19 protein-coding genes are annotated in these 23,238 nt (G+C 68.7%); 10 read left to right on the top strand and 9 right to left on the bottom strand.

Annotated features, from left to right (window positions below):
* Positions 1 to 208 precede the first annotated feature (208 nt).
* From AC5I49_RS23830 to AC5I49_RS23820, 3 genes are all read right to left on the bottom strand, one after another.
* Positions 209 to 1,498 carry a mechanosensitive ion channel family protein gene (locus AC5I49_RS23830; RefSeq protein ID WP_016449703.1) on the bottom strand — a complete coding sequence of 430 codons (1,290 nt, stop codon included), beginning with the start codon at positions 1,496 to 1,498 and terminating at the stop codon, positions 209 to 211.
* A gap of 92 nt (positions 1,499 to 1,590) precedes the next feature.
* On the bottom strand, positions 1,591 to 2,400 hold the full coding sequence (locus AC5I49_RS23825; RefSeq protein ID WP_016449704.1) for an enoyl-CoA hydratase: 810 nt from the start codon (positions 2,398 to 2,400) through the stop codon (positions 1,591 to 1,593).
* Between the two features lie 17 nt (positions 2,401 to 2,417).
* The gene (locus AC5I49_RS23820) at positions 2,418 to 3,323 is read right to left on the bottom strand and encodes a histone deacetylase family protein (protein ID WP_017406772.1); all 906 of its coding nucleotides are present in this window, start codon (positions 3,321 to 3,323) and stop codon (positions 2,418 to 2,420) included.
* Between the two features lie 90 nt (positions 3,324 to 3,413).
* On the opposite strand from AC5I49_RS23820, the gene AC5I49_RS23815 reads away from it, so the two are divergent.
* The 4 genes from AC5I49_RS23815 to mltB are packed head-to-tail and all read left to right on the top strand — an operon-like array spanning position 3,414 to position 8,711.
* The gene (locus AC5I49_RS23815; protein WP_203399759.1) at positions 3,414 to 4,334 is read left to right on the top strand and encodes an AAA family ATPase; all 921 of its coding nucleotides are present in this window, start codon (positions 3,414 to 3,416) and stop codon (positions 4,332 to 4,334) included.
* Positions 4,334 to 5,368, top strand: a complete 1,035-nt coding sequence (locus AC5I49_RS23810; protein ID WP_016449707.1) for a DUF58 domain-containing protein — start codon at positions 4,334 to 4,336, stop codon at positions 5,366 to 5,368. The genes AC5I49_RS23815 and AC5I49_RS23810 overlap by 1 nt, the downstream gene beginning before the upstream one ends.
* Complete coding sequence (locus tag AC5I49_RS23805) at positions 5,365 to 7,515, top strand: transglutaminase TgpA family protein (RefSeq protein ID WP_495789995.1); 2,151 nt, start codon at positions 5,365 to 5,367, stop codon at positions 7,513 to 7,515. Before AC5I49_RS23810 ends, AC5I49_RS23805 begins: the two co-directional genes overlap by 4 nt.
* Positions 7,512 to 8,711: a lytic murein transglycosylase B gene (mltB, locus tag AC5I49_RS23800; RefSeq protein ID WP_495789994.1), complete on the top strand. Its 1,200-nt coding sequence runs from the start codon at positions 7,512 to 7,514 to the stop codon at positions 8,709 to 8,711. Before AC5I49_RS23805 ends, mltB begins: the two co-directional genes overlap by 4 nt.
* A gap of 27 nt (positions 8,712 to 8,738) precedes the next feature.
* Here the strand turns inward: mltB and AC5I49_RS23795 are convergent, their stop codons facing one another.
* Positions 8,739 to 10,049, bottom strand: a complete 1,311-nt coding sequence (locus AC5I49_RS23795; RefSeq protein WP_495789993.1) for a branched-chain amino acid ABC transporter substrate-binding protein — start codon at positions 10,047 to 10,049, stop codon at positions 8,739 to 8,741.
* A gap of 97 nt (positions 10,050 to 10,146) precedes the next feature.
* Between AC5I49_RS23795 and AC5I49_RS23790 the strand changes: the two genes are divergently transcribed.
* Entirely contained in the window at positions 10,147 to 10,527 is a 381-nt protein-coding gene (locus AC5I49_RS23790) for an Hsp20/alpha crystallin family protein (RefSeq protein WP_016449711.1), read from the top strand.
* A 151-nt stretch (positions 10,528 to 10,678) separates the two neighbouring features.
* Here the strand turns inward: AC5I49_RS23790 and tsaD are convergent, their stop codons facing one another.
* Together tsaD and AC5I49_RS23780 are read right to left on the bottom strand one after the other, a co-directional pair.
* Positions 10,679 to 11,719 carry a tRNA (adenosine(37)-N6)-threonylcarbamoyltransferase complex transferase subunit TsaD gene (gene tsaD, locus AC5I49_RS23785; protein ID WP_016449712.1) on the bottom strand — a complete coding sequence of 347 codons (1,041 nt, stop codon included), beginning with the start codon at positions 11,717 to 11,719 and terminating at the stop codon, positions 10,679 to 10,681.
* Between the two features lie 90 nt (positions 11,720 to 11,809).
* Positions 11,810 to 13,504, bottom strand: a complete 1,695-nt coding sequence (locus AC5I49_RS23780) for a putative bifunctional diguanylate cyclase/phosphodiesterase (protein WP_016449713.1) — start codon at positions 13,502 to 13,504, stop codon at positions 11,810 to 11,812.
* A gap of 295 nt (positions 13,505 to 13,799) precedes the next feature.
* Between AC5I49_RS23780 and AC5I49_RS23775 the strand changes: the two genes are divergently transcribed.
* From AC5I49_RS23775 to AC5I49_RS23760, 4 genes are all read left to right on the top strand, one after another.
* Positions 13,800 to 15,065, top strand: coding sequence for a nitrate regulatory protein (locus tag AC5I49_RS23775; RefSeq protein WP_017407366.1), 1,266 nt, complete (start codon positions 13,800 to 13,802; stop codon positions 15,063 to 15,065).
* 317 nt (positions 15,066 to 15,382) lie between these two features.
* Entirely contained in the window at positions 15,383 to 16,663 is a 1,281-nt protein-coding gene (locus AC5I49_RS23770; RefSeq protein WP_034367671.1) for a CmpA/NrtA family ABC transporter substrate-binding protein, read from the top strand.
* Positions 16,664 to 16,703: 40 nt separating this feature from the next.
* Entirely contained in the window at positions 16,704 to 17,639 is a 936-nt protein-coding gene (gene ntrB, locus AC5I49_RS23765; RefSeq protein ID WP_250439166.1) for a nitrate ABC transporter permease, read from the top strand.
* Entirely contained in the window at positions 17,636 to 18,442 is an 807-nt protein-coding gene (locus tag AC5I49_RS23760) for an ABC transporter ATP-binding protein (RefSeq protein WP_126311720.1), read from the top strand. The genes ntrB and AC5I49_RS23760 overlap by 4 nt, the downstream gene beginning before the upstream one ends.
* A 60-nt stretch (positions 18,443 to 18,502) precedes the next feature.
* On the opposite strand, the gene AC5I49_RS23755 is transcribed toward AC5I49_RS23760, so the two are convergent.
* The 3 genes from AC5I49_RS23755 to AC5I49_RS23745 form a co-directional block, all read right to left on the bottom strand.
* Complete coding sequence (locus tag AC5I49_RS23755) at positions 18,503 to 18,943, bottom strand: CBS domain-containing protein (RefSeq protein WP_016449718.1); 441 nt, start codon at positions 18,941 to 18,943, stop codon at positions 18,503 to 18,505.
* 122 nt (positions 18,944 to 19,065) lie between these two features.
* Entirely contained in the window at positions 19,066 to 19,716 is a 651-nt protein-coding gene (locus AC5I49_RS23750; RefSeq protein WP_016449719.1) for a DUF937 domain-containing protein, read from the bottom strand.
* Between the two features lie 122 nt (positions 19,717 to 19,838).
* Complete coding sequence (locus AC5I49_RS23745) at positions 19,839 to 21,527, bottom strand: methyl-accepting chemotaxis protein (protein ID WP_016449720.1); 1,689 nt, start codon at positions 21,525 to 21,527, stop codon at positions 19,839 to 19,841.
* Positions 21,528 to 21,941: 414 nt separating this feature from the next.
* On the opposite strand from AC5I49_RS23745, the gene AC5I49_RS23740 reads away from it, so the two are divergent.
* Positions 21,942 to 23,204 carry an NAD(P)/FAD-dependent oxidoreductase gene (locus AC5I49_RS23740; protein ID WP_495789992.1) on the top strand — a complete coding sequence of 421 codons (1,263 nt, stop codon included), beginning with the start codon at positions 21,942 to 21,944 and terminating at the stop codon, positions 23,202 to 23,204.
* The last annotated feature ends 34 nt before the right edge of the window (positions 23,205 to 23,238 follow it).

Here is a 23,238-nt window from a genome sequence, read left to right as displayed (position 1 = left end):
GCAGCGGCTCCTGATTGATTGATAGATTGACGTTTACGTAAACCGAAATCATTGTATGCGGCGCTGCAGCAGCTGAGGCAGGTTTCCCTGACGGCCGAGGGCCGCATGCGCGCTCACAAAAAAGAACGATCGTGCCATTTTAAGCACGACCCTTGAGATTTCCTGCAGGGGAACAGCCTGAACTCAGGGTATGCACCTAGGAATAATCCTAGCTGCTTTTCTCTGCTGCCTGGGCCGCCACGCCCACGCGTTCGGTGATCTGTACCACCTGCCTGGGGACCGGCAGGCTCACGCCTGCGGCACGCAGGCCGCGCAGCACGGCGAGGTTGACCTCGGAGCGCACATTTCCCTGGCCATTTTGCGGGTCGTTGATGTAGTAGCTGAGACTGAACTGCAGGCCCTGCTCCACAAAGTCGACCAGAGCCACCGAAGGCGCGGGCGTCTTGAGCACGCGCGGCTGCGCGGCTGCGGCTTCGAGCAGGATGCCGCGCACCTGCTCCACATCGCTGTCCATGCCCACGACGATGTTGGTGGACAGGCCGAACTTGACGTCGAATCCGGTGAGGTTCTCCACACGCTGGGTGATCAGCGTCTCGTTGGGCACGATGGATTCGCGGCCGTTGAGCGCGCGGATGATGGTGTAGCGCGTGCGGATGTCGGTGATGCGGCCCTCGAAGCCGTCCACGCGCACGTTGTCGCCGATGCGCAGCGCACGCTCGATCAGCACCAGAAAGCCGCTGACGTAGTTGGAGGCGATCTTCTGCATGCCGAAACCCAGGCCCACGCCGATGGCGCCGCCCATGACGGACAGCGCCGTCAGGTCCACGCCCACCATGGACAGCGAGACCAGCAGGCCCACCAGGATCAGCACGCTGCGCGTGATGTTCATGGCCACCTTGCGCATGGACAGGTCGCTGACCCACTGGTTGATGACCTTCTGCTCGAACAGCGTGGACAGCCAGAGCACGGCCACCATCATCAGGCCCGCCGACAGCGTGCCCTCGATCAGGTTGAGCAGGCTGACCGGCGTCTTGCCGATGTTGAACTGCAGGGCCTCCAGCTCCTCCATGACCTGCGGCAGCAGGCCGATGCTGTGCAGCACGGCCGCGCCCCAGGCCAGCCAGGAGAAGATGCGCTCGATCAGGCGCACCACGGTGGAGTGGGGGAAGGTCCGGCTGAGCACCCGCGCCACGAAGCGGATCACCGACAGGGACACCAGCAGCGACACGGCCACGCGCAACCAGAACACCGTGGAAAACCGCGCCAGGATCTCCTGGCTGGTGAAGACCAGCACCAGCGCCAGCAGCGGGAACAGTGCGCCATCGAGCGCATGGCGGCCAATCCATACGGAGGGCTTGCCATCGTTGAGATGGCCGTAGCGCGCATGCAGGCCGCGCATGGCGCCATAGGCCAGCAGCAGGCAGCCGATGAGAACGGAGAACTCCAGCCAGGCGCTGGAACTTTGGAAGTCGTTGATGAGCTTGTCGAAGATGTCCATGGATCAGGGCCGTTCCGCCGCAAGGGCGCAGGCCGCCATCATCGCGCAGATCCAGGACAGGCCAACCGGACCGGGGCCTACATGCAGGTCGGTCAGCGGCCCGTCTTCCAGGCCGGTTCGCGCTTGGCGGCGAAGGCCTGGGCGCCCTCCTGGGCATCGGCATCCATCATGTTGGCGGCCATGGTCTGGCCGGCCAGCTGGTAGGCGGCCTCGATGCCCATCTCGCGCTGGCGGTAGACCAGGGCCTTGCCCATGGCCACGGCCGCGCGGGGCTTGCTGACGATGGACTGCACGAAGTGCTCCACCGCATCGTCCAGCGCCTCCTCGGCCACCACGCGGTTGACCAGGCCCTGGTCCAGCGCCTGCTGCGCGTCGATGAAGTCACCCGTGAGCAGCATCTCCATGGCCTGCTTGGCCGGCACATTGCGCACCAAGGGCACGCTGGGCGTGGCACAGAACAGGCCATAGTGGATGCCACTGGTGGCAAAGCGTGCCGCCTGCGCAGCAACGGCCAGATCGCACTGGGCCACGAGCTGGCAGCCCGCCGCCGTGGCAATGCCGTGCACGCGCGCGATCACGGGCACGGGCAGCCGGTGGATGGACAGCATCATGCGGCTGCACTGCGCGAACAGCTTCTGGTAGTAGTCCAGCTGCGGATGGGCCGCCATGTCCTTGAGATTGTGTCCGGCGCAAAAGGCCTTGCCGGCTGCAGCCAGCACGACCACGCGCACCGACTCGTCACGCGCCACATCGTCCAGCGCCTGCTGCAGCTGCGTGAGCATCTGCTCGCCCAGGGCATTGAAGCGCTGCGGATCGTTGAGCGTGAGCCGCACGACGCCGCGCGCGTCGCGCTGCACGTCGAGCAGGGGGCTGGCTTCAGAAGGATGGGTGCTCGCGTTCATGGTGCTCCAGATCGGGTTCAAAGGTCGGCCAGCACGCGCACGTGCGCTTCCACGCTGCGCGCAAGCGGCCCCATCACGTAGCCGCCTTCCAAGCAGGAGACGATGCGCCCCTTGGAAAAGCGCCGCGCAATGTCCTTGATGCGCGAGGTGATCCAGGTGAAGTCCTGCTCGGTCATGCCCAGCTGGCCCATGTCGTCCTCGCGGTGGGCGTCGAAGCCGGCGCTGATGAAGATCAGCTCGGGCTTGAAGGCCTCCAGTCGCGGGATCCACATCATCTCGACGATCTCGCGGATGTCCATGCCCTTGGTATAGGCGGCCACCGGCACGTTGACCATGTTGGCGGCCGGGTGCTGGTCGCCGCTGAAGGGATAGAAGGGGTGCTGGAAGATGCCGCACATGAGCACACGGTCGTCGCCGGAGAGGATGTCCTCCGTGCCATTGCCGTGGTGCACGTCGAAATCGATCACGGCCACGCGCTTGAGGTGGTGGCGGCTGAGCGCGTACTTCACGCCCACGGCCACGTTGTTGAAGAAGCAAAAGCCCATGGCCTGGTGGCGGGTGGCATGGTGGCCGGGAGGGCGCACGGCGCAAAAGGCGTTCTCCAGCTCGCCGGCCATCACCGCATCGGTGGCCGCCAGCGCGGCACCGGCCGCATGCAGCGCGGCCGAGAAGGTGTGGCTGTTGATGGAGGTGTCGGTGTCGATCTGGGAGTACTCGGGGCCGCCGGCCTGCTGCTCCTCGATGAGGCGCTGGGTCAGGCCCTGCAGCGCGGCCACATGCATGCGGTCATGGGCCAGTTCGATGTCGGCCAGCGAGGCCTGGGGGGCCTCGTGCCGCTCCAGCGCATCGGCCACGCCGGTCACCAGCAGCCGGTCCTCGATGGCGTCCAGCCGGGCCGGGCACTCTGGGTGCCCCGGCCCCATCTCATGCCGCCAGCACTCCCTATGGGTGAAATAACCCGTCTTGCCCACAGTGATGTCTCCGCGATGTTTTTTTTAGGATAACGTCGCGCCATGCAAGCTACACACAAGATCAAGGCGCTTCTGGATCAGCTTAACACGGTGGTTGTAGGGAAGCCGGCTCAAGTCCGCGACAGCGTGGCCTGCCTGCTGGCGGGGGGACACCTGCTGCTGGAAGACGTTCCCGGCGTGGGCAAGACCACGCTGGCCCATGCGCTGGCGCACAGCTTCGGGCTGCAGTTCTCGCGCGTGCAGTTCACGGCCGACCTCATGCCCAGCGACCTCACCGGCGTGTCCATCTATGAGCGCAGCAGCGAGTCCTTCGTCTTCCATCCAGGCCCCGTTTTCGCCCAGGTACTGCTGGCCGACGAGATCAACCGCGCCAGCCCCAAGACACAGAGCGCCCTGCTCGAAGCCATGGAAGAGCGCCAGGTCTCGTCCGAAGGCCGCACGCACCGCCTGCCCGAGCCCTTCTTCGTGATCGCCACGCAGAACCCGCAGGAACAGCTGGGCACCTTCCCGCTGCCCGAAAGCCAGCTGGACCGCTTTCTGATGCGCATCAGCCTGGGCTATCCCGACCGCGCGGCCGAGCGCTCCCTGCTGTCCGGCAATGGCCGGCGCGCCCAGGCCGATGCACTGCTCCCGCTGCTGGCCACGGACGAGCTGCAGCAGTTGCAGGCCGCCGTGCTGCAGGTCCATGCCAGCGATGCCTTGCTCGACTATGTGCAGGACCTGCTGGAGGCGACGCGTTCGGGCCAGTGGTTCGTGCAGGGCCTGTCGCCTCGCGCGGGCATTGCGCTGCTGCGCGCGGCCCGGGCCATGGCCCTGATGGAGGGGCGCGACTACGTGGCGCCCGACGATGTGCAGGCCATCCTGCCGCAGACGGCGGCCCACCGCCTGGTGCCCATAGGCTCCAGCGGCCGGGGTGCCGTGGAGCAGGTGCGCGCCATGCTGGACGCCGTGGCGCTGCGCTGATGCCGGCCGCTCCCGCGTCCTCGCCCGGCGCCGCCCAGCCGGGGGCATCGCTGCGCCAGCGCTGGTCTCCTGCGCGGCGCGTGCGCCAGTGGTGGCATGCCCGCCTGCCGCGCACCGACAGCCTCAGGCTGACCCAGCGCAATGTCTACATCATGCCCTCGCGCGCAGGCTGGGCCCTGGCGCTGACGCTGTGCGTGCTGCTGGTGGCGGCCATCAACTACCAGCTCAACCTGGGCTACCTGCTGACCTTTTTGCTGGCCGGAAGCGCGGCTGCGGGCATGGTGGTCGGCCACGGCAACCTGCGCGGCCTGGCAATGCACCTGGTGCCGCCGGCCGGCAGCTTTGCCGGCCAGCCCTGCCGCTTCGACGTGGTGCTGCACAACAGCCGCCGCAGCACGCGCTGGGGCATAGGCCTGGCCGTGCAGGGCGATGTCCCGGCCACCGACTGGACCTGGATCGATGTACCGGCACAGGGCAGCACCACGGCACAGTTGGCCTTCACGCCGCTGCGCCGGGGACGGCAGCCGCTGCCCACGATCACGGCGGCCACCCGCTATCCGCTGGGCACCTTCCGCGTCTGGGCGCTGTGGCGCGCACAGACGCAGGCCTGGATCTACCCGGCGCCCGAGCACAATCCGCCACCCCTGCCACCGGCCAGCGCCGATGCCGGCGGCCGCAGCGCGGCTGCCACGCGGCACGGCGACGAGTTCGACGGTGTGCGGGCCTACCGTCGCGGCGATCCGCTCAAGCTGGTGGTCTGGAAAAAGGCTGCACAGGCCTTTGCCACGGGCAGCAACCAGCTGGTGAGCCGCGACCGCCCGCTGTCCCAGCAGCACCGCCTGTGGCTGGACGCCAAGGCCACCGGCCTGGCCGACCCCGAGGCCCGCCTCAGCCGCCTGACCGCCTGGGTGCTGGCCGCGCGCCAGCAGGACCTGACCTGGGGCCTGCGCCTGCCCGACGGCCGCGAGATCGCCCCCGACCAGGGTCCGGCCCATGCCACGCTCTGCCTGGAAGCCCTGGCGGCCTGCCCATGAATCGCACGTCCATGCCCTCCTCCTTCCAAGCCATTGCGCAGCCTGCGGCCACTTGGCGCCAGCGCCTGGCCGCCCTGCCCCGCGATGCGCGCGACACCCTGTTCCTGCTGGCCGTGGTGGCCTGGGTGCTGATGCCCCAGGCCGCCCACACGCCCTGGTGGACCATGGTCTTCGTGGCCGGCCTGCTGCTGTGGCGCGCCCTGCTGGCCTGGCGCGGCCAGCCCCTGCCCGGCCGCTGGCTGCTGGGCGGACTGCTGCTGCTGGCCCTCGGCGCCACCTGGGTCTCGCACGGCACCTTTGTCGGGCGCGATGCGGGCGTGACGCTGATCGTGCTGCTGCTGGCGCTCAAGACACTGGAGCTGCGCGCCCGGCGCGACGCCATGGTGGTGTTCTTCCTGGGCTTCTTCGCGCTGCTGGCCAACTTCTTCTACTCGCAGTCCCTGCTGCTGGCCCTGGCCATGGTGCTGGGCCTGCTGGGCCTGCTCACGGCCCTGGTCAATGCCCACATGACCGCCGGCCGGCCGCCGCTGACCCAGGCGCTGCGCACGGCAGCCCTGCTGGCGCTGTGGGGCACGCCGGTCATGGTGGCGCTGTTCCTGTTCTTTCCGCGCATGGCCCCGCTGTGGGGCGTGCCGGGCAACGACCTGGCGGGCCGCAGCGGCCTGTCGGAGAACATGCGCGTGGGCTCCATGGCCTCGCTGGTGCTGGACGAGAACATCGCACTGCGCCTGCGCTTCGACACGCCCGACGGCGCCCCGCCACCAGCCAACACCCTGTACTTCCGCGGCCCCGTGCTGTCGCGCTTCGACGGCCAGGAATGGCAGATGGACACGGAGGCCGGGCTGGACAGCGCCCAGCTGCGCGTCTCGGGCGAAGGCGTGCGCTACCAGATGACCATAGAGCCCAGCCGCCGCCCCTGGCTGACCATGCTTGACGCCACGCCCCAGCCCCCCGAACTGCCCCCGGGCATGGGCACCGCCCGCATGACGCCCCAGCTGCAATGGCTGACCTGGCGCCCCATCACCGACGTGGTGCGCATCAGCGCCCAAAGCCATGTGCAGTTCAGCTACGGCCCGCTCAAGCCCACGCGCGGCCTGCGCCGCTACACCCAGCTGCCCGAAGGCAGCAACCCGCGCACGCTGGAGCTGGCCCGGCAGATGCGCGCCGACCCGCAACTGGCCGATGCCGCGCCCCGTGCCTGGGTGCAGGCCGCGCTGGCGCGCCTGCGCACGGGCGGCTACACCTACACACTGGAGCCCGGCGTGGTGGATAGCGTGCACACGGCCGATGACTTCTGGTTCGACAGCAAAGAGGGATTCTGCGAGCACATCGCCTCCGCCTTCGCCGTGCTGATGCGCGGCATGGGCGTGCCTGCCCGCATCGTCACCGGCTACCAGGGTGGCGAGCGCAACCCGGTCGACGGCTACTGGACCGTGCGCAACGCCGACGCCCATGCCTGGACCGAGGTGTGGCTGGAGGATGAGGGCTGGGTTCGCATCGACCCCACCGGCGCCGTGGCCCCGTCGCGCGTGGGCGAGTTCCAGCGCCTGCGCGCGCCGCAGGGCGCCATCGCTGGAGCCATGGGCAACTTCGTGGGCGTGGGCATGCTGCAGCAGATGCGCGCCGTGTGGGAGGCCGTCAACAACGGCTGGAACCAGTGGGTGCTCAACTACACGCAAAGCCGCCAGCTCGACCTGCTCAAGAACCTGGGCGTGCAATCGCCCTCGTGGGTGGACATGCTGCGCCTGCTGGGCGCGCTGGCCGGCGTGGCCGCGCTGGCCTGGCTGGCCTGGATGGCCCGCGCCCAGCGCACCAGCCGCGACGAATGGCTGCGCCTCATGGACAGGACCCGCGCCCGGCTGCGGCGCATCGGCCTGGACGCCGACGCCAGCCTGCCCCCACGTGCGCTGGCAGCCCAGGTCATGGACCGCTGGGGCCAGGACGACGCCAAGGCGGCCCAGGCCCTTCACGACTGGCTCCTGGGAATGGAGCGCCAGCGCTACGCACGGCCCCCCCCATCCTCATCCGCACCCGACACCCCCGGCCTGCCCGCCCTGCGACGCCAATGGCGGGCGCTGGACTGGCCACGCACTCCGCAGCCACGGCCACAAGCCGCCGCTGCCGGCCCCACGACAAGCACACCATGACCAAGCAACGACTGATCCCCTCCGCCCTGCTGCTGCTTGCGGCCGCCGCCCTGCCCTGCGGCGCGCTGGCCAGCAAGCCGGCGCCCGCCCAGACCGGCGCAGCCAAGACTGCCGCCAAGTCCACGGCCAAACCTTCCACGAAAAAACGCACGGCCGCTGCTGCCGCCGCCACGGCGGCAGGCGGCGCCGCCACGGCGGCAGGCGGCGCCGCCGTGGCCAGGACCGTGCAGGGCAGCACGCCCTACGGCGAACGGCCGGATGCCATGCAGATGGCCGCCGACATTGCGATGCGCCACGACCTGCCGGTGGACTGGGTGCGCGACACCATCGCCCAGGCGCGCTTTCTGCCCCAGGTGCCGCGCCTGATGACGCCGGCTGCCCAGGGCACGGCCAAGAACTGGGGCGTCTACCGCAGCCGCTTTGTCGAGCCCGTGCGCATACGCGCCGGAACCCGTTTCTGGCAGGCCAATGCCGCCGCGCTGGCGCGTGCCGAAAAGCAGTACGGCGTGCCGGCCGAAATCATCGTCGGCATCATCGGCGTGGAGACCATCTACGGCCAGCAGATGGGCAACTTCCGCGTGATGGACGCCCTGGCCACGCTGAGCTTCGACTTCCCTGCCGCCCACCCGCGCGCTGCGGCGCGCACCGAGTACTTCCGTGGCGAGCTGGAGCAGTTCCTGCGCTTCACCCACCGTGCGGGCACGGACCCGTTCTCGCTGCGCGGCAGCTACGCAGGCGCCATGGGCATGGGCCAGTTCATGCCCAGCAGCTGGGTGAAGTGGGCCGTGGACTTTGACGGCGACGACCGCATCGACCTGTTCGGCAGCGCGGCCGATGCCATCGGCTCGGTGGCCAACTACTTTGTCGCGCATGGCTGGAAAAGCGGCATGCCCACCCACTACCCGGTGATCATGCAGGCCCAGGGCGCCGACCTGGCCGCCCTGCTGGCGCCCGACATCCTTCCCCAGTTCACGGCCGACGAGATGGCCGCACGCGGCGTGCAGGTGCCAGGCGACGGCGCCGCGCACCCGGGGCCGCTGGCCCTGGTCAAGCTGGAAAACGGCGCGCAGGGCCAGCCGCTGTACATCGCGGGCACGGAGAACTTCTATGCCATCACGCGCTACAACTGGTCCAGCTACTACGCGCTGTCCGTGATAGAGCTGGGCCAGGAAGTCGCGGCAGCCATGGGCCGCTGATCCAGGCCATCCAAACCGTCGAGGCGGTCAGGGCCGGCGCATGCGGCACATCGCGGACTGCTCGGCACGCGCGGCCTCGATCTCTCGCACCACGCGGAAGCCGTAGCCCGAGCCCTCCACATCGAAGGGCACGCCGGGCGCGCCCTGCCTGTCCATGACACCGACCACCAGCGCCTGCTGGAACTGGTGGTCGGCCGCGCGCATGCGGCCCCTGCGCCCGGCCAGCGCCACCTCGGCGCCTTCCAGCGCCTGCGCCACGGCCACCGTGTCGGTGCTGCCCGCGCGCGCCATGGACTGGGCCAGGGCCTCGATCATCAGCTGCATGCGCATGTGCACATAGTCATCGGCTGGCCTGGGAAAGCGCTCGCGGAATGCCTTGTAGAAGGCCTGGCTGTCGGGCCCCGGCACGTTGGGCAGCCAGTCGGCAACGGCCAGCACCTTGCCCACGCCGGCCTCGCCCAGGGCGGCTGGCGCGCCCAGCGCATTGCCGTAGAAGGTGTAGAAGCGGCCGTCAAAACCCGCCTCCCGCGCGGCCTTGACCAGCAGCATCAGATCGTTGCCCCAGTTGCCCGTGATCACGGCCTGGGCGCCGCTGGCCTTGATCTTGGCGGCATAGGGCGCAAAGTCCTTGACGCGGCCCACGGGGTGCAGCTCGTCGCCCACGATGGCCACATCGGGCCGCTGCGCGGCCAGCTGGCGCCTTGCCTCGCGCAGCACGGCCTGGCCAAAGCTGTAGTCCTGCCCGATCAGGTAGGCGCTGCGCACGGCCCCGTCCTCGCGCAGCACCTGCATCAGCGCGGCCATGCGCATGTCGGCATGGGCGTCGAAGCGAAAGTGCCAGAAGCTGCAGCGCTCGTTGGTGAGCGCGGGATCGACGGCCGAGTAGTTCAGGTACAGCACGCGCCGGGCCGGATCGCGCTCGTTGTGCTTGGCAATGGCATCGACCAGCACGGCGGCCACGGCCGAAGAATTGCCCTGCATGACCACGCGCGCACCGCCGTCGATGGCTGCGCGCAGCGCGGACAGCGCCTCCTCGTTCTGGCCCTTGCTGTCATGGCGTTCGATGGCCAGGGGCCGGGCGCCGCCCTGCGCGGCCGGCATCAGCACACCGCCGCGCGCGTTCACGCGCTCGGCGGCCCACAGCAGGTTGCGGAACACGGCCTCGCCCGTGTTGGCAAAGGGGCCGGACAGGCTTTCGATCAGCGCCAGCCGTATCGGCTCGCCGCGCGGCGGCGACACGGGCCGGTCGTGCCCGCTTGACGCCCGGGCCAGCAGCGCGGGCGCCGCAAATAGCGCCATGGCGCCGCTTTTCAAGACCTTGCGGCGCAATTTATTCATGGCTTTTTCCTCTTGAAATGCGTTCAACACCGCTTAACTAGGCTCCATGCGGCGACAACTTCGATGAAGCCGCGCAGTTTATAGGAGCCAACCCACCATGATCTTCACGCCTGTTCTCCGCCGCAACGCCTTCGCTCCCCAAGCCGCCGATCTGGCCCTGCAGCGCTTCTTGCAAGGCACCCTGGGCAACGCGGCCCCTTCGCTCTCGTCGGTGCAGGTTCAGCGCGATGAAAAGGCCACGACCTTGCAGCTGGATGTGCCCGGCCTGTCCCGCGAGCAGCTGCAGCTGAGCATCGAAGGCGCCGTGGTCCGTCTGTCCAGCGTCGAGGGCGCGCCCCGCCAGGTGCAGCGCGCCTGGGAGCTGGACCATGAAATCGACACGGCCGCCAGCAGCGCCAAGCTGGAAAACGGCGTGCTCACGCTGTCCCTGGCCCGCCTGGAACCCCAGAGCAAGGCCACCATGCTGAGCATCCAGTAAGTCCGGTCACGGTCAGCGCGTTTGTGCACCCGGGCTGTCAACCATCCTTTCTTCCATCCTCTTGGCAAGGTGACAGCCCGTTTCCAGAGCCCGGCCCGCGCCGGGCTTTTTTTGCGCCCGCCGTGCAGGCCGGGCACGCGGCCCCGGACCATCAGGCCAGCGAATCGAGCGGCCAGCGCGGCTTGACGTCGAACGCGTAGTGCCTGTTCGCCATTTCGCGGCCTGCCTGCAGGCGCATGGCGGCTGCCATGGCGATCATGGCGCCGTTGTCGGTGCACAGGTGCAGCTCGGGGTAGTGCACGCGCAGCTTGCGCTTGGCGCAGGCCGCATCCAGCTGGGCGCGCAGCAGACGGTTGGCGCCCACGCCGCCGGCCACGACCACGCGCTTCATGCCGGTCTGCTGCAGCGCCGCCAGCGTCTTCTTGACCAGCACCTCGACGATGGCCGCCTGCGTGCTGGCGGCCAGGTCGGCCTTGCGCGCCTCAAGGTCATCGCCCAGCTTCTTCGCCTGGGTCAGCACGGCCGTCTTCAGGCCGGCGAACGAGAAGTCCAGGTCGCCCGAATGCAGCAGCGGCCGGGGCAGCTTGAAGGCCTGCGCGTCCCCGCCCTCGGCCAGGCGCGAGAGCACGGGGCCGCCCGGATAGGGCAGGCCCATGAGCTTGGCCGATTTGTCGAAGGCCTCGCCGGCCGCGTCGTCGATGGTCTCGCCCAGAATGGCGTAGCTGCCCACGCCGTCCACGCGCATCAGCTGCGTGTGGCCGCCCGAGACCAGCAGGGCCACGAAGGGGAATTCGGGGGGATCGGCGCTCAGGAAGGGCGACAGCAGGTGGCCTTCCAGGTGGTGCACGCCCAGCACGGGCTTGTCCAGCGCCGCAGCCATGGCGCAGGCCACGCCCGCGCCCACCAGCAGCGCGCCGGCCAGGCCGGGGCCGCGCGTGAAGGCGATCACATCGACCTGGTCCAGCGTGCGGCCGGACTCGCCCAGCACGCTTTCGGTCAGCGGCAGCACGCGGCGGATGTGGTCGCGGCTGGCCAGCTCCGGCACCACGCCGCCATAGGCGCGGTGCATGTCGATCTGGCTGTGCAGCGCATGGGACAGCAGCCTGGGCACGCCCGTGCCATCGGGGGCCTCGACCAGGGCCACGCCGGTTTCATCGCAGGAGGATTCGATCCCCAGAATCAGCAAACTCATGGGACTGAAGTGTAGAACCTGCGGGCGCGGCGCACGGCCGCCCGCGTCAATGGCCCCTGGCCGGCGGGCAGTTGCGGGGCCGGCGGGCCGCTACAGGTTGTCCAGGTATGACGAGCGCGAGAACTGCACGGGCTCGATGCCGTCGGAGGTCCAGATTTCGCTGGCGATCAGCGCCTGGGCGTTCATGGGGCGAGCGAAGTAAAAGCCCTGCAGCTCGTCGCAGCCCAGCGTCTGAAGCACTTCGCGCTGCTGCTGGTCGGTCACGCCTTCGGCCACCACGCGCAGCTCCAGCGCATGGGCCAGGCGCACGATGGCATCGACCACGGCCCGCGCGTCGCTCTTGATGGCCACGTCCCGCACGAAGCTGCGGTCGATCTTGACCTCGTCGGCGCCCAGCTGGCGCAGCAGGGCCAGGCTGGAGTAGCCGGTGCCGAAGTCGTCGATGGAAATCTGCACGCCCATGCCCGTCAACTCGGCAATCACGGCCATGGTGGTCTTGTCGTCCTCCATGGCCACGGACTCGGTGATCTCGAAGACCAGCTGCTCGGGCCGAATGCGGTGCCGCTCGATCGCTTCGCCGATGTACTGCGCCAGCCGTGTCTGAAAGAGCTGATAGCCCGAGATATTGATGGAGACGCGCATGAAGCGCCGCTGGCGCGTCCACTGGGCAGTCTGGCGGCAGGCCTCGTCGATGACCCAGTCGCCGATCTCGCTGATCAGGCCGAAGCGCTCGGCCAGCGGAATGAACACGCGGGGGCTGATGAGGCCGAATCGGGGATGGTTCCATCGAACCAGCGCCTCCACGCTGCGGATGCGGCCCGTGCGGGCATCGATCTTGGGCTGGTAGAACAGCACCAGCTGCTGGCTTGCCACGGCGCGGCGCAGGGCTTGCTGCAGGTCGAACTGCACGGCCACATCCTTGCGCATGCTTTCCTTGAAGATGGCGCAGGAATTCCCGCCGGCGCGCTTGGCCGTGTACATGGCGAGGTCGGCCGCCGCCATGAGCTTTTCCTTCTGGCCATGATCGGGATAGATGGCCACGCCGACGGAGCTGCCGATGGAGATGGACTTTCCCGGCAGATCGAAGGGCTGGCCCAAAACCTTCTGCACCCGGCCGGCCATGGCCACGGCATCGTCCTCCGATGCCAGGCAGCCCAGCAGCAGCACGAACTCATCGCCCCCCACGCGCGCCAGCGTGTCCGACTTGCGCGTCATACGGTTCAGGCGCACGGCCACCTGGCACAGCAGCGCGTCACCTGCGGCATGGCCCTCCACGTCGTTGATGGGCTTGAATCCGTCCAGATCGATGTACAGCAGGCCCACGCGCACCGGCCCGCCGGGCCCTGGCTGCTCCACCGAGCTGTCGGCGCGCGCAATCGCCCGGCCAAGCCGGTACTCGAGCAGCGCCCGGTTGGCCGTGCCGGTCAGCGGGTCCCTGAAGGCGATGCGCTTGAGCTTCACATTGGCGCGCAGCAGCTTTTCATTGGTCTGCTGCAGCGATTGCGTCAGGCGCTGAGCCTTCTCGCGCAGGCGCACATGGACCACCAGCGAAACCAGCAGGAATATCAGAACGGGAATGGCGCCCCACAGGCCGAAAGCGCTCCACCCCGCGGCCCAGCTTCCCTGGCCATCGGATGGCGCCGACGCGGCCAGGAGCTCGCCCCCCGCCAGTGCCCGGCACTGCGCCAGGCCCAGCAGCAGCGCAGCCAGGGACGGGCCACGCCGGCGCACAGCAGTCCGCCCCAACACCGCCTGGGTCATGAACCGCCAGCGCACGGGGGACATCCGATCTTCTCGTGATATTGCAAGCTCATGCTGATTCAGCCTCGCTGCCGCATTGCGCAGCCCGATCTTGTGGATGGCTATGCCATGGTTGTCGTGTGTGCCGGAAAGCCGGGCTTTTTCCTGCAGGGCGCCCGGCAAATACTCGACACATTCGCGCGTCCAAATTTGTATCGACGATTTCAAAACGTTAGAAAAATTCTATCAAACCCTGCGCCTTGCTTCTACTTCTCCTTTTGCGCCACGGCAGGCCCGGCATGGGAATTGCATCAACGCAGGCAGACAGGACCCGTCCCCCATGAAAACCGCTCTCAACTTTCTTGTGGCCGCGCGCCAGTGCGAAATCGGCGAGCTGGAGCAACTGCAGCGCACCAGCGCACTGGTGGATCTGCTCAGCCGCCTCATCCATGCGCTGCAAAAGGAGCGCGGCCTGTCCAACGTCTTTCTGGCCAGCGCGGGCGCGCATGGCGGCGAGGCACGGCTGGCGCAGATGGCCGAGTGCGACCGGATTGCCGCGGCGGCGCTTGACGGCTTCGACCGGCTGGACATGCAGCCCGGCCAAACAGACTCCACGGGACACCCCGGCCATGGCGCGCGACTGTTCAGCCGCATCGCCCATGTGCTGCAGTGCCTGGACGCCCTGCCTGCGCTGCGCGAGCGCGTCGCCAGCCACGACCTGTCGCCGGAGGCGGCCACCGCCATCTACATCGAGCTGGTGGCAGGCCTGCTGGCCGTGGTGTTCGAGGCGGCCGACAGCGCGCCCGAGCCCGGTATCTCGCGCCTGCTGGTGGCCTTGTTCAACTTCATGCAGGGCAAGGAATTCGCGGGCCAGGAGCGTGCCACGGGCGTGGCCGCCTTTGGCGCGGGCGTCAGCGATGCGCCGCGCCAGCAGCACTGGCTGCACCTGATCGCCTCGCAGGAGCGCTGCTTTCAGGTCTTTGCGGAGTTTGCGCCGCCCCATTCCCTGGCCCTGTGGCAAGAAAGCAGCGCGGCCGATGCCACGCTGGCCGTGATCGAACGCCTGCGCCGCGTGGGCTGCACGGCCGCGCCGGGCACTCCCCTGGCGCCGGAGATGGCCGAGCCCTGGTTCGACAGCTGCTCGCGGCGCATGGATGCGCTGCACACCGTCGAGGCCCGCCTGACGGCCGAGCTGCAGCAGCAGTGCCAGCGCTGCATTGTCGATGCGCGCGCCGCCCTGCAGACGCTGCTGCAGGCGCCGCAGGCAATGGAGATCACTCCCGTCTCCGCCACGCTGGCGCTGGGCGGGCTGCAGCCCCCGGCCGCGCGTCTGGGCCCGCAGCTGGACCGATCCGTGATGGACCTGGTGCAGGACCAGTCCCAGCGGCTGCAGGCCATGCAGGCCGAGCTGGAGACCGTGCGCGCCACGCTCACGGAACGCAAGCTGCTGGAGCGCGCCAAGGGCCTGTTGATGACACGGCGCCAGCTCAGCGAAGGCGAGGCCCACAAGCTGCTGCGCCAGACCGCCATGAACCAGAACCGCCGCCTGGCCGAAGTGGCGCAGGCCGTGCTTTCCATGGCCGATCTGCTGCCGCCCGCCCCATGAACCCGTGCCGCTGCGCGCCATGTTGCAGCGCAGCACCGACTTGGTGCAGTGCTGCGGCAAGTCGCGCACCAGAAGGTGGCCCGGCGCGGACGGCAAGGCCGGTGGAGTGCATGGTCCCCCTTGAACGCCGCCTGGCACGGTTTCTGCATTGACTCTGGCAAATCCCGGCCAAAGGCGGCCGGGAACCCGGTCTTGATTCAGGGCCCCAGGACAACGGCGTCACTCTCCCCGCGCAGCGCGGCCGGAGAGGACGCCGTTTTGCTTGGGACATGCCGGTTTGCAAGTGTTCCATTCCCGACGATCGAAGGAGTTCCGCCATGGCGTCCACGCCCCAGCCCACCACAGGCCCTCTCACCTCCGGCCCGGCACTGCCCCGGCGCGATTTTCTGCGCCAGGCCGGCACGCTGGCAGGCGGCGCGGCGCTCTACACCCAGCTGGGCCACCACGGCGCCTGGGCGGCAGGCTCGGATGCGCCCGAGAAAAAGGAAGTGCGCATCGGCTTCATTCCGCTGACCGATTGCGCCAGCGTGGTCATGGCCTCGGTGCTGGGGATCGACCAGAAGTACGGTGTCAGGATCATTCCCTCCAAGGAAGCGAGCTGGGCCAGCGTGCGCGACAAGCTGGCCAATGGCGAACTGGACTTTGCCCATGTGCTGTACGGCCTGGTCTACGGCATGCACCTGGGCGTGGGCGGCGCCAGGAAGGACATGGCCGTGCTGATGACGCTCAACCACAACGGCCAGGCCATCACGCTGTCCAAGAAGCTGGCCGACAAGGGCGCCGTCAACGGCGCAGGCCTGGCCAAGCTGATGGCCAGCGAAAAGCGCGAATACACCTTTGCCCAGACCTTTCCCACGGGCACGCATGCCATGTGGCTGTACTACTGGCTGGCGGCCAACGGCATCCACCCGCTCAAGGATGCCAAGGTCATCACCGTGCCGCCGCCGCAGATGGTGGCCAACATGCGCGTGGGCAACATGGACGGCTTTTGCGTGGGCGAGCCCTGGAACCACCGCGCCATCATGGACGGCATCGGCGTCACGGCCACCACCTCCCAGGCCATCTGGCAGGACCATCCCGAGAAGGTGCTGGGCACCACGGCCGAATTTGCCCGCCAGAACCCCAACACGGCACGCGCCGTGACGGCCGCCATCATCGAGGCCGGCCGCTGGATCGACGAGAGCCTGGCCAACAAGACCCGCATGGCCGACACCATTGCCGGCAAGGCCTATGTGAACACCGGCGTGGACGCCATCAACCAGCGCATCCTGGGCCGCTACCAGGACGGCATGGGCAAGACCTGGGACGACCCCCACCACATGAAGTTCTACGGCGACGGCAGCGTGGGCTACCCCTACCTGTCCGACGGCATGTGGTTCCTCACCCAGCACAAGCGCTGGGGCCTGCTCAAGGAGCACCCCGACTACCTGGGCGTGGCCCGCTCCATCAACCGCCTGGACATCTACCAGCAGGCCGCCACCGCCGCCAAGGCCCCGCTGCCCAAGGGCGAGATGCGCAGCAGCAAGCTGATGGACGGCACGGTCTGGGACGGCAAGGACCCGCGCAAGTACGCGGACAGCTTCGCCATCAAGGCCTGAGAGATCCCCTTTGAAGACCCATCCCACCGAGGAACACACCATGGTCAGCGCCGTCTTCCACTTCCCGGCAGAGCCCTCCACCGCCGCCGCCCCGCCTGCGCCGGTTTCCCCCACCGCTGCATCCCCGGTCCCGGCCATGCAGGCTGCACCGGCAACGCCCAGGACTCCCGCCCCTGCGCGCGACTGGGCGGCGCTGTCGCGCGCCTTCTGGCTGGCCGTGCTGCCGCCGCTGTGCGGCCTCGGCCTGCTCGTGGGCGTGTGGTCCCTGGTGGCCGCGGGCTCCGGCCAGAGCATTCCGGGGCCCCTGGCGACCTGGCAGCAGGCGGTGGAGATTTTCAGCGACCCGTTCTACCGCAACGGCCCCAATGACCAGGGCGTGGGCTGGAACGTGCTGGCCTCGCTGCAGCGCGTGGCCGTGGGCTTCGGCCTGGCGGCCCTGGTCGGCATTCCGGCCGGCTTCGTGATCGGGCGCTTCAACTTCCTGTCGCGCATGTTCAACCCGCTGATCAGCCTGCTGCGCCCGGTGTCGCCGCTGGCCTGGCTGCCCATCGGCCTGCTGGTCTTCAAGGGCGCCAACCCGGCGGCCATCTGGACCATCTTCATCTGCTCGATCTGGCCCATGCTCATCAACACCGCCGTGGGCGTGCAGCGCGTGCCCCAGGACTACATGAACGTGGCGCGCGTGCTCAACCTCAGCGAGTGGAAGATCGCCACCACCATCCTGTTCCCGGCCGTGCTGCCCTACATGCTGACCGGCGTGCGCCTGGCCGTGGGCACGGCCTGGCTGGTCATCGTCGCGGCCGAGATGCTCACCGGCGGCGTGGGCATCGGCTTCTGGGTCTGGGACGAGTGGAACAACCTCAACGTCAAGAACATCATCATCGCGATCTTCGTGATCGGCATCGTGGGCCTGCTGCTGGAGATGGCCCTGGTCAAGCTGGCAACGGCATTTACGTTCGAAGAGGTGAAGGCATGAATGCATCGTCCAAGTACATCGAGATCCAGGGCGTGGAGCAGAGCTTCAAGACCGCCAAGGGCCTGTTTCCAGCACTGCGCAATATCGACCTGACCATTGCGCGGGGCGAGTTCGTCTCGCTGATCGGCCACTCGGGCTGCGGCAAGTCCACCCTGCTGAACCTGATCGCGGGCCTGACCACGCCCACCACGGGCGTGCTGCTGTGCGCCAACAAGGAGATCAAGGGCCCCGGACCCGAGCGCGCCGTGGTCTTCCAGAACCACTCGCTGCTGCCCTGGCTGACCTGCGAGGGCAACATCCACCTGGCCGTGGAGCGCGTCTATGGCCGCACGGAAAGCCGCGCCCAGCTCAAGGCCCGCACCCTGGCCGCGCTGGAACTGGTGGGCCTGGCCCATGCCGCGCACAAGCGGCCCGGCGAGATATCGGGCGGCATGAAGCAGCGCGTGGGCATTGCGCGCGCGCTGTCGATGGAGCCGCAGGTGCTGCTGATGGACGAGCCCTTCGGCGCGCTCGATGCGCTCACGCGCGCCAAGCTGCAGGACGAGCTGCTGGAGATCGTGGCGCGCACGCAAAGCACCGTGGTCATGGTCACGCACGATGTGGACGAGGCCGTGCTGCTGTCCGACAAGATCGTGATGATGACCAACGGCCCGGCCGCCACCATCGGCGAGGTGCTGCAGGTCGGCCTGGCCCGCCCGCGCAACCGCGTGGCGCTGGCCGAGGACGACCTCTACCGCCAGTGCCGCAAGGCCGTGATCGATTTCCTCTACACACGCCAGGGGCATGTGGAAAAGGCGGCCTGAACCTTCGCAGGTCCTGCCGCCTTCGAGACCCTGCCCATGGCGGGCAGGCCGAGCCCCGGCTCAGTGCCGGCCCGAGATGTAGTGCTCCAGCTGCTCGATGATGAACTTCTGCTCGGAGATGATGTCCTTGACCAGGTCTCCGATGGAGATCAGGCCCAGCAGCTTGCCGCCTTCGTCCACCACGGGCAGGTGGCGCAGCCGGTTCTCGGTCATCACCGCCATGCACTCCTGCGTGGTCTGGGTGGGGCCGACGAACAGCACGTCGCGCGTCATCACGTCGCGCACCAGGGTGGCGCCGGAGGTGCGCCCCAGCAGCGCGATCTTGCGCGCGTAGTCGCGCTCGGTGACGATGCCGGCGATCTCGCTGCCCTCCATCACGAGCAGGGCGCCAATGCCCTTGTCGGCCATGAGCCGCAGCGCATCGAGCACGGAATCGGTAGGCGCGATGCTGTACACCGCGCTGGTGGCCTTGGACTTGAGAATGTCTGCAACTGCTGTCATGGGTGCCTTTCAGTCGTTCGCCAATTCGGTTCTAGTGTCATCCGAACTGCGCCCAAAAAGCAACAGGGCCAGCGCGTGTATGCACACGCACCGGCCCTGCCCGATTCAGTGAATGCGGCCCTTCAGCGGCGGCCGCCCAGCAGGCTGCCACCAATCTTCATCAGATCGCTGAGACCTACCTGGCCGTCGCCATCCTGATCGAGCAGGCTTCCCAGCAAACCACCACCCAGGCCGCCCTGCTGCTGCGCCTGCGCATGCTCGCGGCCCAGCACCTGGCCCAGGCCGCCGGCATCCATGCCGCCTGCGCTCACGCGCTGTGCAAGAAAGGACATGACGATGGGGGCCAGCAGTTGCAGCAGCTGGGCCGCGCCGCCGCTGCCCAGGCCCGTGGCCTGGCCCAGGCCGTCCTGCGCGCGCTGCTGGTTGCCGCCCAGGATATGGCCCAGGATGGCTGCGCCGTCGAGCCCGCCGCCCGCATTGCCGCCTGCGCCTGCGCCGCCGCCCAGCAGCGAGCCCAGCAGGCCTCCCAGATCCAGCCCGCCGGCGCCACCGCTGGCTGCGCCGTGGTCGCGCTGCAGCGCGCCGAAGAGATTGGCCGCGCCCTGCGGATCGGCCGCATTGCGGCCCAGCGAGCCCAGCAGCACGGGAAGGGCCGCGCCCACGGCACTTTCGGTCTGAGCGGGGCTGGCGCCGATCTGGTCTGCCATCTGCTGCATGGGCGCTCCCTGCAGTTGGGCCATCAGTTCGGCGGCCAGGGAAGAGCTGGAGTTCATGGTCGTTCCTTCATCCGGTCGCCCGGTCAACACAAAGTCACATGGTAGCGCCGGCCGGCGCAGCGGGCATGACGGCGCAGCGCCCCAAGTGTCAACGATGTTTTCCAGCGCCCGGATCGCGCTCAGCCCGTGGTCAGCGCCGGCTGCGGCTGGGTGCGCGGCGGCCGCAGCGGCGGCAGCGGCGCCTGCGCCTTCATGGACCGGCGCAGCGCCACTGCGTCGGCCACGGCCGCCGGTGCCCGGGCCGTGGCGTCCAGCCGGAAGACCTGCACGGTCTCCGACACGGTCTGCGCCTGGGCCTGCAAGGCCATGGCCGATGCCGCGTTCTGCTCCACCAGCGCCGCGTTCTGCTGCGTGATGTTGTCCAGATGCGCCACGGCCGCGTTGACCTGCGAGATGCCGCTGAGCTGCTCGTTGGAGGCGCTGTGGATTTCGCCGATCAGCAGGTTCACGCGCCGCACCAGGTCCAGCGATTCGGTCATGGTTTTCTGCGCGACCTCGGTGCGCTGATTGCCATCCAGCACCTTGGCGGCAGAGTCGTCTATGAGTTCGCGGATCTCCTTGGCCGCTGCCTGCGTGCGCTGCGAGAGACTGCGCACTTCGGCCGCCACCACCGCAAATCCCCGGCCCTGGTCGCCCGCGCGCGCGGCCTCCACGGCGGCGTTCAGCGCCAGGATGTTGGTCTGGAAGGCGATGGAGTCGATGAGCTGCGTGATCTCGCCGATGCGCCCCGACGCGGCCTGGATCTGCTTCATGGTGGCCGCCACGCCGTCGACGGCGCCGCTGCTGCGCTCGGCCACCTCGCTGGCCTGGGTGGCCAGGTCCGTGGCCTGGCGCGCCGACTCGGCCGTGTGCTTGACCGTGCCCGTGATCTCCTCCATCGACGCCGCCGTCTGCTGCAGGTTGCCGGCCTGGGTTTCCGTGCGCGCGGACAGGTCCTGGTTGCCCTGCGCGATTTCCCGCGTGGAGATCTGCATCTTGTCGCTTTCCTCGCGCGCATCGCGCACGATGGACAGCAGGTTCACATTGAGCTGGCTCAGCGCCTTCTGCAGATCGCCCACCACGTCCTTGCGCGTGATGCGTATGGTCTGCGTCAGGTCGCCGGCCGCCAGGCGGTTGGCCTGCAGCACCATCTGCGCCAGCGGCGCCACGGTCAGCCGGTACGCCCAGGCCCCGGCCAGCCCCGTGAAGATGCAGACCGCCAGCCAGGCCAGCGCGGACCATGCATCCAGCGTGTGCCCTCCCGCCATCGCCGCGCCAAAGGCCGCCGCCACCACCAGGAAGAAGATCAGCACCAGCTTGCCTGCCAGGCCCAGGCTCAGCGCGCTGGCAAGGCGTCCGCGCAGGTTGTTGCGCACCAGATGGCCGGCGCGCAGCACGTGGACCTTGCGCCCTGCGTCCTTTTCGGCGCGCATGGTGGCGTAGAGGCGCTCGGCCGCATCCGTCTGCTCGCGCGTGGCCTCGGTGCGCACCGACATGTAGCCCGAGGGCCGGTCGCCTTCCATCAGCGGCGTGACATTGGCCATGACCCAGTAGAAGTCGCCGTTCTTGCGCCGGTTCTTCACGGGCGCCGACCAGGGCAGGCCGGCCGAGATGGTGGCCCACATGTCGCGGAAGGCTTCCTCGGGCATGTCGGGGTGGCGGATCATGTTGTGGGGCTGGCCCAGCAGTTCTTCGCGCTCGTAGCCGCTGACCTCGATGAACATCGGGTTGCAGTAGAGGATGCGCCCCTTCAGGTCCGTGGTGGACACCAGGGTCTGGCCCTTGGGAAATGCGTATTCACGCGTGCTGACTGGCAGATTCACTCTCATAGGCGTGGTCCCTTGAAGAAGAAAAATCCTTCACGTCATTGCGGCCCTGGCTTACTGCAGGACCCGGTGGCTTGTTGTACCCCGATTCGTCGCATTTGAAACAAATCGCCACAAAACCTCCATTCGATTCAGACATCTGATTGCGCGCTCTCGATAGCGGGCGCACCGCCTTGAGGCATGCGACGCACCACCATGGCTCGGCCGCCGGGCGGCAGCCCCCAGGACAGCGCCCGCGCAGGGCTGCGCGCCCTGGCATGCCGCTTGCTTCATCCCGTGCGTGGCCATTGCAGGCCATGGGGGCAAGGCGCAACGAGGTGCCGCTGCCCCAGGGACAAAGGCGTCAACCCGCGCGCAGGCAGCAGCCGCGCAGTGGGGATGACGCCTTTTTGCTTTTCGAACCGATGCGGGGGCGCAATGAAGAAATCCAGGCTGGTGATGGTGGGCAACGGCATGGCCGGCGTGCGCACGCTGGAAGAGCTGCTCAGGATCGCGCCCGACCTCTACGAGATCACCGTGTTCGGCGCCGAGCCGCACCCCAACTACAACCGCATCATGCTGTCGCCGGTGCTGGCGGGCGAGCAGCAGCTGGACGAAATCATCCTCAACGACTGGTCCTGGTATGCCCGGCACGGCATCACCTTGCATGCAGGCTGCCGCGTGCATGCGGTGAACCGGGCGCGCCGCGTGGTGCACGCCGTGGACGCGGCCGGACAGCCGGTGAGCGCCGGGTACGACCGCCTGATCCTGGCCACGGGATCGCGCCCCTTCATGCTGCCCGTGCCCGGGCGCGAGCTGGAAGGCGTGCTCGGCTACCGCGACATTGCCGACACCCAGGCCATGATCGCGGCGGCCGCCAGCCACCGCCAGGCAGTGGTCATCGGCGGCGGCCTGCTGGGCCTGGAGGCCGCCAACGGCCTCATGAAGCGCGGCATGGAGGTTACCGTGGTGCATGCGGGCGAGCGCCTGCTGGACCGCCAGCTGGACGAGACCGCCGCCGCCTTGCTGCAGGCCTCGCTGGCCGAGCGCGGCATGCGCTTTCTGATGCAGGCCCAGACCCGCGCGCTGACGGGCGACGGCCAGGGCCGCGTGGCCTGCGTGCACCTGCAGGACGGGCGCGATGCGCCGGCCTCGCTCGTGGTCATGGCTGTGGGCATCCGACCCGAGACCGCGCTGGCCGAGCAGATGCACCTGCATGTGCAGCGCGGCATCGTGGTCAGCGACACGCTGCAGACCGTGACCGACCCGCGCATCTATGCCGTGGGCGAATGCGCGGCGCACCGGGGCGTGGCCTACGGGCTGGTGGCGCCGCTGTTCGAGCAGGGCAAGGTGCTGGCCAACCACCTGGCCGAAATCGGCATCGGCCGCTATCCGGGCTCGCAGACCTCGGCCAAGCTCAAGGTCACGGGCATTCATCTGTTCAGCGCAGGCGACTTCCGCGGCGACGAGGGCACGGAGGAAATCGTGCTCAGCGACCCCGGCGCGGGCGTGTACCGCAAGCTGGTGCTGCGCGGCGACAGACTGGTCGGCGCCTGCCTGTATGGCGACACCGAGGACGGTGGCTGGTACTTCCGCCTGTTGCGCGATGGCGTGGCAGTGCAGGAACTGCGCGACCGCCTCATGTTCGGCGAAAGTCAAGCCAGCCAGGCCAGCCAGGCCGACCCGGCCAGCGGCCCGTGACGGCGCCCGCCCCCGTGCCCTGCCCTTCCCTCAT

This window comes from Delftia sp., assembly GCF_059499305.1.
The sequence above is the reverse complement of the archived record's forward strand: the minus strand, read 5'-3'. Positions and strand labels throughout refer to the sequence as shown.

Excerpts from the sequence above, each read along its gene's own strand:
- AC5I49_RS23760 (WP_126311720.1), top strand. The coding sequence starts at position 17,636 with ATGAATGCATCGTCCAAGTACATCGAGATCCAGGGCGTGGAGCAGAGC.
- AC5I49_RS23750 (WP_016449719.1), bottom strand. The coding sequence starts at position 19,716 with ATGAACTCCAGCTCTTCCCTGGCCGCCGAACTGATGGCCCAACTGCAG.
- AC5I49_RS23745 (WP_016449720.1), bottom strand. The coding sequence starts at position 21,527 with ATGAGAGTGAATCTGCCAGTCAGCACGCGTGAATACGCATTTCCCAAG.
- AC5I49_RS23775 (WP_017407366.1), top strand. The coding sequence starts at position 13,800 with ATGAAAACCGCTCTCAACTTTCTTGTGGCCGCGCGCCAGTGCGAAATC.
- AC5I49_RS23810 (WP_016449707.1), top strand. The coding sequence starts at position 4,334 with ATGCCGGCCGCTCCCGCGTCCTCGCCCGGCGCCGCCCAGCCGGGGGCA.
- ntrB (WP_250439166.1), top strand. The coding sequence starts at position 16,704 with ATGGTCAGCGCCGTCTTCCACTTCCCGGCAGAGCCCTCCACCGCCGCC.
- AC5I49_RS23825 (WP_016449704.1), bottom strand. The coding sequence starts at position 2,400 with ATGAACGCGAGCACCCATCCTTCTGAAGCCAGCCCCCTGCTCGACGTG.
- AC5I49_RS23780 (WP_016449713.1), bottom strand. The coding sequence starts at position 13,504 with ATGTCCCCCGTGCGCTGGCGGTTCATGACCCAGGCGGTGTTGGGGCGG.
- AC5I49_RS23740 (WP_495789992.1), top strand. The coding sequence starts at position 21,942 with ATGAAGAAATCCAGGCTGGTGATGGTGGGCAACGGCATGGCCGGCGTG.
- AC5I49_RS23830 (WP_016449703.1), bottom strand. The coding sequence starts at position 1,498 with ATGGACATCTTCGACAAGCTCATCAACGACTTCCAAAGTTCCAGCGCC.
- tsaD (WP_016449712.1), bottom strand. The coding sequence starts at position 11,719 with ATGAGTTTGCTGATTCTGGGGATCGAATCCTCCTGCGATGAAACCGGC.
- AC5I49_RS23805 (WP_495789995.1), top strand. The coding sequence starts at position 5,365 with ATGAATCGCACGTCCATGCCCTCCTCCTTCCAAGCCATTGCGCAGCCT.
- AC5I49_RS23790 (WP_016449711.1), top strand. The coding sequence starts at position 10,147 with ATGATCTTCACGCCTGTTCTCCGCCGCAACGCCTTCGCTCCCCAAGCC.
- AC5I49_RS23795 (WP_495789993.1), bottom strand. The coding sequence starts at position 10,049 with ATGAATAAATTGCGCCGCAAGGTCTTGAAAAGCGGCGCCATGGCGCTA.
- mltB (WP_495789994.1), top strand. The coding sequence starts at position 7,512 with ATGACCAAGCAACGACTGATCCCCTCCGCCCTGCTGCTGCTTGCGGCC.
- AC5I49_RS23815 (WP_203399759.1), top strand. The coding sequence starts at position 3,414 with ATGCAAGCTACACACAAGATCAAGGCGCTTCTGGATCAGCTTAACACG.
- AC5I49_RS23770 (WP_034367671.1), top strand. The coding sequence starts at position 15,383 with ATGGCGTCCACGCCCCAGCCCACCACAGGCCCTCTCACCTCCGGCCCG.
- AC5I49_RS23820 (WP_017406772.1), bottom strand. The coding sequence starts at position 3,323 with ATGGGGCCGGGGCACCCAGAGTGCCCGGCCCGGCTGGACGCCATCGAG.
- AC5I49_RS23755 (WP_016449718.1), bottom strand. The coding sequence starts at position 18,943 with ATGACAGCAGTTGCAGACATTCTCAAGTCCAAGGCCACCAGCGCGGTG.